Raw genomic sequence first — 8,250 nt, 5'->3', positions numbered from 1 at the left:
AGGTTAATTCTCAGTCTTCCTCCAGACAAGGCAGCACCTAAATGAGTGTGCTATTAACACACCCACCTTCCTCACTGCTGAAAGTACTTTACAACCCGAAGGCCTTCTTCATACACGCGGCATGGCTGCATCAGGCTTGCGCCCATTGTGCAATATTCCCCACTGCTGCCTCCCGTAGGAGTCTGGACCGTGTCTCAGTTCCAGTGTGGCTGATCATCCTCTCAGACCAGCTAGGGATCGTCGCCTTGGTGAGCCCTTACCTCACCAACTAGCTAATCCCACCTGGGCATATCCTGACGCGAGAGGCCCGAAGGTCCCCCTCTTTGAGCCGAAGCTATTATGCGGTATTAGCCATCGTTTCCAATGGTTATCCCCCACATCAGGGCAATTTCCCAGGCATTACTCACCCGTCCGCCGCTCGACGCCCTTAACGTTCCCCGAAGGTTCAGTTAAGTCGTTTCCGCTCGACTTGCATGTGTTAGGCCTGCCGCCAGCGTTCAATCTGAGCCATGATCAAACTCTTCAATTTAAGATTTTGTTGGCTCAATGAATACTGATAAGTTCCTAGTGACTAGAAGCTAGTTCCTAGAAAACTTGAATTGACTGTGCTGAATCCGAAGATTCAATGGTCACTCAGTTCATTGAAACCTAAATTGATACCGAAGTATCTATTTGGATTATCATCAACGAGTGCCCACACAGATTGATAGGTTTATATTGTTAAAGAGCTGTTGCTTTCAGCTTTATCTCGAAGCGGAGGTGCATTCTAACGAGTTAATTTGAAGAGTCAAACACTTTTCAAATTTATTTTCTTAAGAAGCTTTTACCTCTTTAACACTGCTGAAGCCTTGTGGCGTCTGCCGTGTCAGTGGATGCGCATTATAGGGAGTTGATTCGATAGCGCAAGCCCTATTTGAAAATAATTTAAAAAAACAGGCTGTTCGCTGAAATTGTGGCCGAAAGGGCAAAAAAGAGAGCATTTTGCTCTCTTTTCAACCACCCTTTGATAGGAAAATTTATCGATTAGATAAAAGCATACGCATCCGCAAACATACGATCACTCTTCGCATCTCTGTGTTGTGTGAAGCGCTCACGCGCGGCGCCGGCCATTTCAAAGCGCCCTGCGATATAGATATCAAACTCGGCGAGTGAGTCGAAATCATCTTCCACCGCTTGAAGGACGTTACCTACCTTTCCATGCCATTCGCCTTCTGGCGCTTCCACCACTGGAATAAAGTGTACATGGCGATGTTGCTCTGCAATCGCTGCCAACTCTTGTTGAGCATACAGCTGACTTTGATCTCGCGCTCCCCAATAAAGATAGATGTCATTCTCTAAAGATTGGGACAAGCAATGATCGAGAATGGAGCGTACATAACTGAAGCCGGTTCCTCCAGCAATCAATAATAGTGGTCTCTCGCTATTTTGTTGTAGCCAGGCATCGCCGTGTGGTGCATCTATGGTGATGTCGCTTTGGGTTTGCAGCGCGTGTTGCATCATTTCCACCACTTCAAGGGCGTAAGCGTTGTGTTCCGCTGCGCCGATATGAAGTTCAAGTTCGCCTTCATGGCGGCACGGGCTACTGGCAATAGAAAAAGGGCGATTATCTTTCTCACCCATCACCACAGTAAGGTATTGGCCAGCTTTGAACGCAACCGGCTGTTGTGGATGGAGCAAAATTTGAAATGTATTCGCAGCTAACGGCTGAATAGACTTTACTTTACATTGGATTGTCATGGTATTCCTCTAACTCACTCCTCTAGAGTAAGTTCTAAATGACTCGTTGCGAGAGCCTGACAAGCGAATATCCACCCTTCTTGCTGCTCTTTCTCTGTCAGCATAGGTTCTAATTGATACTTCACTGTTCCTTTTATTATCCGGCACAAACAGGCTGCGCATGCACCGACCTGACAACGGTGTGGGAAAGGGAATTGATTGTTGAGCGCCCCTTCCAGCACCGTTTCTCCCTCTTGCACATCAAAGGCGATTGCCCCTGGATGCAAGATGACTTGATACGTCATAGGATACCTAACTCGGGCCAAATAGCATCGATTTTTGCCACTAAGTCCGGATCTTTCTTGATAGGCGTGCCCCACTCGCGCGTCACTTCAAGCCCTTCGATTTTATTGGTGGCATCAAGCACTAAGCATGACGATTGATTATCTGTCGCTGCAATACGTAGGCTGTCGCGCGATGGATCCATCCGTGTTGTCACCGCCCAGATAACGTCGTTCCAGTCTTGAGCATCGACATCATCATCACAAAGAATAATGAACTTAGGTCGCGTGTGCTGCGCTAACCACTGATGGGTGTGGTGTCCGAGTGACGCTGAGTCTCCAGCCAGCTGCTTATTCATCGTCACAATGGCCACGCCATCACCGTGGGCAGTTTCTGGAATGTGTATCGTTCGGACGTTGTCATTCTGAGCAATAAATTGACGGATGGCGTCCTGTGATAGCCTAGTGCTGGCGGGCAACTCGGCTCGACCCACACGTTCTGCATCCCACTTCACTGTCGCATCGAGACCCATCTTGGAACCTAGACCCGCGACTGGCGATGCAAAATCAAGGGAATCGATAGGGGTATCTTCTATGAATAAACTATCACGCAGCGGTTCGACATGCTGGCTCATCGCCGCGACGACACTGCCCCAATCGCGGGCATCGACAGCTTCATCGCACACGATGACAAACTTGGTATACATGAACTGGCGCAAAAAAGACCACACACCCATCATGACGCGCTTCGCGTGGCCCGGGTACTGTTTCTTCATCGTCACCACCGCCATGCGATACGAACACCCCTCCGGCGGTAGGTAAAAATCTTCAATCTCCGGGAACTGCTTTTGCAAAATCGGCACAAACACTTCATTCAATGCCACCCCAAGCACAGCTGGCTCATCGGGCGGGCGGCCAGTGTAGGTACTGTGATAAATGGGATTTTGACGCATTGTAATGTGCGTCACGGTGAACACATGATGCTGCTCTTTTTCATTGTAATACCCGGTGTGATCACCGTATGGACCTTCATCGGCAAACTCATTTGGGTCGATGTACCCTTCCAATACAATCTCTGCACTCGCGGGAACATCGAGATCGTTACTCACCGATTTCACCACTTCGGTTTTGCTGCCCCGCAATAGACCGGCAAAGGCATACTCAGACAAGGTATCCGGCACCGGCGTAACGGCGCCAAGTATGGTGGCGGGATCCGCACCAAAAGCGACAGAGACTGGGAACGGTTTACCTGGATGCGTCTCCATCCAATCACGTAGGTCAAGTGCGCCACCACGATGGGCGAGCCAGCGCATGATCACCTTGTTTTTAGCGATTTTTTGCTGACGATAAATCCCGAGGTTTTGTCGTTTTTGCTTGGTGCCACGCGTAACCGTCAATCCCCAGGTGAGCAACGGCGCCACGTCGTCTTGCCAACAGCTCATTACGGGGACTTTATCGAGATCGACCTGCTCACCTTGCCAAACGATCTCCTGACACGGTGCGCGGCGCAAGCGTTTCGCTGGCATGTTCAGGACTTGCCGAAAGACAGGTAATTTTTCGAGCGCGTCTTTAAACCCTTTAGGGGGCTCGGGTTCTTTCAGGTAGGCAAGCAGTTTACCCACTTCCCGCAACTCTTTGACTTCCTGACGCCCCATGCCAATCGCGACACGTTCTGGCGTACCAAACAGGTTGGTAAGGACAGGCATGGAGTAACCGATGGGGTTTTCAAACAACAGAGCAGGACCACCCGCTCGCAGTGTTCGGTCACTGATCTCTGTCATTTCATAAGCGGGGTCAACCGGGTGAGTAATGCGCTTAAGCTTCCCCTTTTGCTCGAGGAAGTCGATAAAGTCTCTTAAATCCTTAAAACTCATGGGCTTTTGCTGGCTGATTAATATCGCATCAGTATATCAAAAACCTCGCCCGTCCGATCACCCTTTTTGTGCAGGGTCTTATTGGGTTAACACACTCAAAATGGCATGACTGCGCACGGTTTGGTTGGTCTTGGCTAACTCTTCAAGCCAGCTTCGATAACCTTGATTGGCGAGCGCGCTTGCCACCATTGACGCCTCTTCACGAATAGCCATCTTAGCGATAAGAAATTCCTTTACCTCTGGTGACATCGGTTTAATGCGCGTTAACGCCTCAATCGCCGATGCTTTCAAGGCAGGGTTAGTGGATGCACGCATGATTTGCTGCAGAGCAAACTCGTCGCCCACATCAGCGAGCCTCGCCAACTCTTGCTGACTATTAAAGTCCGCTTTGGTTAGCCAGATCAGTTTGTAAACACCTGGGTCTTCACTGACTTGCGCCAAGCGTACCATGACTGCCGATGAAGGAAGCCAACTGGTGACCGTTTGCTCTGTCAGCTGCGCTGCCAATGCTAAAACCGCTTGCTGAGACAAGGTATCTAGCTCGCGGATAAACAAGGACTCTCTCATCTGTACCTGATAGTCGCTACCCGATAACCACTGTTTCAGATTCAACTCCTGGCGCTCTGCCGCTAGCACAAATTCCAATGCCGATTGCCCCTGCTTCCACTGTTTCAGCAGACGACTCGCAATTGCAGGATAATTAAACGCGGGGGTTGAAAACTCATAACCATCACCGACCTCCAAGACTTGATAGGTGGGTACACGACGTTTTTGCTGCTCAACAAACAAAGCCATTTTCGACGTGAGCGCTAACTCTTGATCTTCAAACTTTTTCAATAATAGATAACGCGCCACTTCCTGCTGTGGGAGTGACAAACGATCTAACGCAAATTTGAGTGTGTCGATATTATCTTCGATAGCATATTGCAGCAGCTCAGCCACTTTCAGTTCAATGTGCTCATCGGCGAGCAACGCTTGCGCTCTTTCCGGATCCATGGGCGTTGCCGAGACGGGGTGAGCCACCAGTAGAGATGCCGAGAGGAGAAGTGACGACAACATTCCTTGTTGCATGTTAACCTCCTTGTAACATTTCACTTATTGTGGATAGGAATAGCGGAGAATGCAAATAAAAACGCCACCCGGGTTGGGTGGCGTTCATTTATTCAAACTTGCTTATTACTGTCTGCGCATGGCATCGAAGAATTCATCATTGGTCTTGGTCATGGCCAACTTATCAATGAGGAATTCCATCGCATCGGTTTCACCCATTGGGTGTACGATTTTGCGTAGGATCCACATTTTTTGCAGCTCTTCGTTTTTCGTCAGTAGCTCTTCACGACGAGTACCAGAGCGGTTGAAATCGATCGCTGGGAAGACACGCTTCTCGGCAATCTTACGGTTCAGGTGAATTTCCATGTTACCTGTACCTTTAAATTCTTCGTAGATGACTTCATCCATCTTAGAACCGGTATCGACCAGTGCTGTCGCTAGAATCGTTAAGCTGCCACCTTCTTCGACGTTACGTGCCGCACCAAAGAAGCGCTTAGGACGGTGTAGTGCGTTTGCATCGACACCACCCGTTAGAACCTTACCCGATGAAGGCACAACGGTGTTGTAGGCGCGCGCGAGACGCGTAATCGAATCAAGTAGGATCACCACGTCCTTCTTGTGCTCAACCAGACGTTTCGCTTTCTCGATCACCATTTCTGCTACTTGTACGTGACGAGACGCTGGCTCATCAAACGTCGATGCAACCACTTCACCTTTGACTAGGCGTTGCATCTCTGTCACTTCCTCTGGACGTTCGTCGATAAGAAGGACCATCAGCACACACTCAGGGTGGTTGTAGGTGATGCTCTGAGCGATGTTTTGCAGCAGCATGGTTTTACCCGCTTTTGGCGGAGCAACAATCAGACCACGTTGACCTTTACCAATCGGTGACGCGAGATCCAAAACACGTGCCGTAATATCTTCCGTCGAACCGTTACCACGCTCCATCACCATACGCTCATTGGCGTGCAGTGGCGTCAAGTTTTCAAATAGAATCTTGTTACGCGCGTTGTCTGGCTTATCATCATTAACCGTATTGACTTTCAACAATGCAAAGTATCGTTCCCCATCTTTTGGCGGACGAATTTTACCTGCAATTGAGTCACCCGTGCGTAAGTTGAAACGACGAATCTGACTCGGTGACACGTAGATGTCGTCCGGACCTGCGAGGTAAGAGCTGTCTGCGCTGCGCAGGAAACCGAAACCGTCTTGCAGTATTTCCAGAACCCCGTCGCCGAAAATATCTTCACCGCTTTTAGCATGCGCTTTCAAGATAGCGAAGATGATGTCTTGTTTTCTTAGGCGAGCTAGGTTTTCAAGGCCCAAGCTTTCGCCAAGTTTGACAAGATCAGACACAGGTCTGTTCTTCAGTTCAGTTAGATTCATGGTGGTGGATACTTGTTTAGTCAAAATAAGGATCTGTTATTTAGTTAGATGAATTTGGTCAGAGGATCGACCAAAGAAGAGAACTTGTTTAATTAACGTGCGATAAATTAGCACTAAATACTAGACTAGTCTAGATTTTGTTGGCCTTCAAAAACAAAACCGTGCATCGGTTAAAATGCACGGTCTTAGCTCGGTGGACTTATAGGTTGGCGTCCAAAAACTCTTTCAGTTGAGTCTTAGACAGCGCGCCAACTTTGGTCGCTGCGACGTTACCATCTTTGAACAGAAGTAACGTTGGAATACCACGGATACCAAACTTAGGCGGTGTGCCTGCGTTCTGGTCGATGTTCAGTTTACCGATAGTGAGTTTGCCTTCGTACTCGTCTGCGATTTCGTCCAGAATCGGCGCGATCATTTTACATGGTCCGCACCATTCTGCCCAAAAATCCACAAGAACCGGGCCTGCAGCATTGATTACATCAGCATCAAAACCATCATCAGTTAGCTGCAAAATTTTATCACTCATCTTCCACTCCAATGTGTTTTTTCTGAACTGGTTGGATGATAACCAGTATTTAGATGCCCTATTGGAATGTATTTACTTTCGTATTGCAAGCTTAAGCTGATATTCTATAGCAATGAAAAAGACGCATATCACAGAGCAAAAGTTCGCCGATTTGGGTTTACACCCCCAAGTTACTGAAGGATTGGAGAAAAAAGGGTTCGAGTTTTGTACCCCTATCCAAGCCTTGGCGTTGCCGGTACTGCTCACCGGCCAAGACATCGCAGGACAAGCTCAAACAGGGACAGGTAAAACCCTGGCTTTCTTGACTGCTACTTTTAACCATTTGCTGACCACGCCTGAGCATGACGGCCGCAAACCGACACAGCCGCGTGCCATCATTATGGCGCCGACTCGTGAGCTGGCGATCCAGATCTATAATGATGCGGCGCCATTGGTCGAAAGCACAGGGATCAAAACCGCCCTTGCCTACGGCGGCGAAAGTTACGACAAACAACTTGCGAAACTTGAGCAAGGTGTGGACGTACTGATCGGCACCACAGGTCGTATCATCGACTTCTATAAGCAGCGCGTGTTTAACCTCAACAATATCCAAGCTGTGGTATTGGATGAAGCAGATCGCATGTTCGATCTTGGCTTTATTAAAGACATTCGTTTCCTATTCCGCCGCATGCCAGAGCCAAAAGAGCGTTTGAACATGCTGTTTTCTGCCACGCTGTCATACCGCGTGCAAGAACTCGCTTTTGAACACATGCACAACCCAGAGCATGTCGTGGTCGAGCCGGAACAAAAAACCGGTCACCGTATAAAAGAAGAACTGTTCTACCCTTCTAACGAGCACAAAATGGCGCTGCTGCAAACTCTGATTGAAGAAGAGTGGCCAGACCGTGCCATCGTTTTTGCCAACACCAAGCACAAATGTGAATCCGTATGGGGACATCTGGCCGCTGACGGTCATCGTGTCGGCCTACTTACTGGTGATGTTCCGCAGAAGAAGCGCGAGAAGATTCTTGAGCAATTCACCAAAGGTGACGTCGATATTCTGGTTGCTACCGATGTCGCGGCGCGCGGTTTGCACATTCCGCAAGTCACGCACGTCTTTAACTACGATTTGCCTGATGATTGTGAAGATTATGTCCACCGTATCGGTCGTACTGGTCGTGCGGGCGCAAGCGGTCACTCTATTAGCTTCGCTTGTGAAGATTACGCGATCAATTTGCCTGCTATTGAAGAGTACATTGAGCACACGATCCCACAATCGGATTACGACGCAAGCGCTTTGATTCAAAACCTGCCTGCACCGATTCGCATGCGCAGCAACAAACCTCAGCAACGTCGTACAAACACCGGTGGCTCTCGCAATAACAACCGCCGTAACAACAACCGCTCTCGTTCACGTCAGCAAAAGGATTCTTAAGTC

At 48.9% G+C, this 8,250-nt stretch carries 7 protein-coding genes and 1 rRNA gene; 1 reads left to right on the top strand and 7 read right to left on the bottom strand.

Annotated features, from left to right (window positions below):
• The 7 genes from AC6R10_RS03740 to trxA all read right to left on the bottom strand — a co-directional run.
• Positions 1 to 529, bottom strand: a 16S ribosomal RNA gene (locus AC6R10_RS03740); the annotation flags it as partial.
• A gap of 494 nt (positions 530 to 1,023) precedes the next feature.
• Entirely contained in the window at positions 1,024 to 1,737 is a 714-nt protein-coding gene (fre, locus tag AC6R10_RS03735; RefSeq protein ID WP_334555477.1) for an NAD(P)H-flavin reductase, read from the bottom strand.
• 14 nt (positions 1,738 to 1,751) lie between these two features.
• On the bottom strand, positions 1,752 to 2,021 hold the full coding sequence (locus AC6R10_RS03730; RefSeq protein WP_500671487.1) for a 2Fe-2S iron-sulfur cluster-binding protein: 270 nt from the start codon (positions 2,019 to 2,021) through the stop codon (positions 1,752 to 1,754).
• The gene (ubiD, locus tag AC6R10_RS03725) at positions 2,018 to 3,871 is read right to left on the bottom strand and encodes a 4-hydroxy-3-polyprenylbenzoate decarboxylase (RefSeq protein ID WP_500671486.1); all 1,854 of its coding nucleotides are present in this window, start codon (positions 3,869 to 3,871) and stop codon (positions 2,018 to 2,020) included. The genes AC6R10_RS03730 and ubiD overlap by 4 nt, the downstream gene beginning before the upstream one ends.
• Positions 3,872 to 3,949: 78 nt before the next feature.
• Positions 3,950 to 4,942, bottom strand: a complete 993-nt coding sequence (locus AC6R10_RS03720; RefSeq protein ID WP_500671485.1) for a hypothetical protein — start codon at positions 4,940 to 4,942, stop codon at positions 3,950 to 3,952.
• A gap of 105 nt (positions 4,943 to 5,047) precedes the next feature.
• On the bottom strand, positions 5,048 to 6,307 hold the full coding sequence (rho, locus tag AC6R10_RS03715) for a transcription termination factor Rho (protein ID WP_334555481.1): 1,260 nt from the start codon (positions 6,305 to 6,307) through the stop codon (positions 5,048 to 5,050).
• 199 nt (positions 6,308 to 6,506) lie between these two features.
• Positions 6,507 to 6,833: a thioredoxin TrxA gene (gene trxA, locus AC6R10_RS03710; protein ID WP_053440774.1), complete on the bottom strand. Its 327-nt coding sequence runs from the start codon at positions 6,831 to 6,833 to the stop codon at positions 6,507 to 6,509.
• A 112-nt stretch (positions 6,834 to 6,945) separates the two neighbouring features.
• On the opposite strand from trxA, the gene rhlB reads away from it, so the two are divergent.
• Positions 6,946 to 8,247, top strand: a complete 1,302-nt coding sequence (rhlB, locus tag AC6R10_RS03705) for an ATP-dependent RNA helicase RhlB (RefSeq protein ID WP_500671484.1) — start codon at positions 6,946 to 6,948, stop codon at positions 8,245 to 8,247.
• The last annotated feature ends 3 nt before the right edge of the window (positions 8,248 to 8,250 follow it).

Source organism: Vibrio sp. R12-SG2-ISO1 (assembly GCF_059834045.1).
Note: the sequence above shows the minus strand (reverse complement) of the source record. Positions and strands in the feature narration are given on the sequence as shown.

Coding starts and splice junctions, on each gene's coding strand:
- ubiD (WP_500671486.1), bottom strand. CDS start 3,871: ATGAGTTTTAAGGATTTAAGAGACTTTATCGACTTCCTCGAGCAAAAG.
- fre (WP_334555477.1), bottom strand. CDS start 1,737: ATGACAATCCAATGTAAAGTAAAGTCTATTCAGCCGTTAGCTGCGAAT.
- AC6R10_RS03720 (WP_500671485.1), bottom strand. CDS start 4,942: ATGCAACAAGGAATGTTGTCGTCACTTCTCCTCTCGGCATCTCTACTG.
- trxA (WP_053440774.1), bottom strand. CDS start 6,833: ATGAGTGATAAAATTTTGCAGCTAACTGATGATGGTTTTGATGCTGAT.
- rho (WP_334555481.1), bottom strand. CDS start 6,307: ATGAATCTAACTGAACTGAAGAACAGACCTGTGTCTGATCTTGTCAAA.
- rhlB (WP_500671484.1), top strand. CDS start 6,946: ATGAAAAAGACGCATATCACAGAGCAAAAGTTCGCCGATTTGGGTTTA.
- AC6R10_RS03730 (WP_500671487.1), bottom strand. CDS start 2,021: ATGACGTATCAAGTCATCTTGCATCCAGGGGCAATCGCCTTTGATGTG.